General features: G+C 73.6%; 2 protein-coding genes. Both read left to right on the plus strand.

The window, feature by feature from the left end; genetic code table 11:
- Window positions 1-461, plus strand: a 461-nt coding sequence (locus P409_RS34405) for a FadR/GntR family transcriptional regulator (RefSeq protein WP_034849373.1), incomplete at its 5' end; no start/stop codon positions are given.
- Window positions 445-1,377: ABC transporter ATP-binding protein (locus tag P409_RS34410; protein ID WP_052121715.1), on the plus strand; the 933-nt coding region annotated here is incomplete at its 3' end. The genes P409_RS34405 and P409_RS34410, both read left to right, overlap by 17 nt.

Here is a 1,377-nt window from a genome sequence, read left to right on the forward strand (position 1 = left end):
TGGCCCGCCTCGCCGCCCTGAAGGCCTCGCCCGACAGCGTCGCCGCGCTGCGCCGGATCGAGCGCAAGACCGCCGCCGCCATGGACAGCGACGGCCACGAGCTGTGGGACAGCGCCTTCCACCGCCACATCGCCGAGACCGCGGGCAACGGCCTGCTGCTGGCGCTGTTCGACTGCATCGACAGGATCCGCCAGTCGCCGTCCTGGCGCCGGCTGCGCGAGGCGGCACGCAACCGCATCCGCCTGCGCGCCTATACCAGCCAGCATGGCGATATCGTCGCCGCCATCGCCCGGCATGACGGCGCCGCGGCCGAGGCGGCGATGCGGCGCCACCTGCTGGCGCTGCAGGCCAATCTGGAGGCGGCGATGCATGGCGACCCGGCCCCGCAGGATGAGGCGGCTGACCGCCCCGCCCGCACCACCGACGGCAGCACGGAGGCGGCCGATGGCCTCGGTCTCTGACGTCCGCGTCGCCCGCGCCCCGGCCGCCGCGGCGGAGCCGGCGCGCGAGACGGTGCTGCAGGTCGAGGACTTCGCCCTGTCGCTGTCGCTCGGCAGCAACCTGGTGGAGGGGGTGTCCTTCTCCGTCGCCCGCGGCGAGACTTTGTGCATCGTCGGCGAATCCGGCTGCGGCAAGAGCATCACCGCGCTGGGGCTGATGGGGCTGCTGCCGCCGGTGGCGCGCATCACCTCCGGCAGCGCCCGGTTCGAGGGGCAGGACCTGTTCCGGCTGGCCGACCGGCAGCGCGCCGACCTGCGCGGCAGCCGCATGGCGATGATCTTCCAGGAGCCGATGACCAGCCTGAACCCGGCCTTCACCATCGGCGACCAGATCGCCGAGGGCATCCGCCGGCACAGGGCCGTGACCAAGGCCGAGGCGCGCGACCGGGCGCTGGAGATGCTGCGCCGGGTGCGCATCCCGGCGCCGGAGAAGCGGCTGGACGCCTATCCGCACCAGCTGTCGGGCGGCATGCGCCAGCGCGCCATGATCGCCATGGCCCTGGCCAACGACCCGCAGCTGCTGATCGCCGACGAGCCGACCACGGCGCTGGACGTCACCATCCAGGCGCAGATCCTGGCGCTGGTGCGGCGGCTGCAGGACGAGACCGGCACCGCCATGATCCTGATCACCCACGATCTCGGCGTGGTGGCGGAGGTCGCCGACCATGTCGCGGTGATGTATGCCGGAAGGATCGTCGAATCCGGCCCGGTCGAGGCCATCTTCGAGGACCCGCAGCACCCCTACACCATCGGGCTGATGGGGTCGGTGCCGTCGCTGGGCCGGCGCGAGGGGCGCCTGGCCACCATCCCCGGCACGGTGCCGCCGGCCGACCGCATGCCGCAGGGCTGCCGCTTCGCCCCGCGCTGCCCCTTCGCC

The sequence above is a fragment of the Inquilinus limosus MP06 genome (assembly GCF_000767795.1).
Taxonomy (GTDB): domain Bacteria; phylum Pseudomonadota; class Alphaproteobacteria; order DSM-16000; family Inquilinaceae; genus Inquilinus; species Inquilinus limosus_E.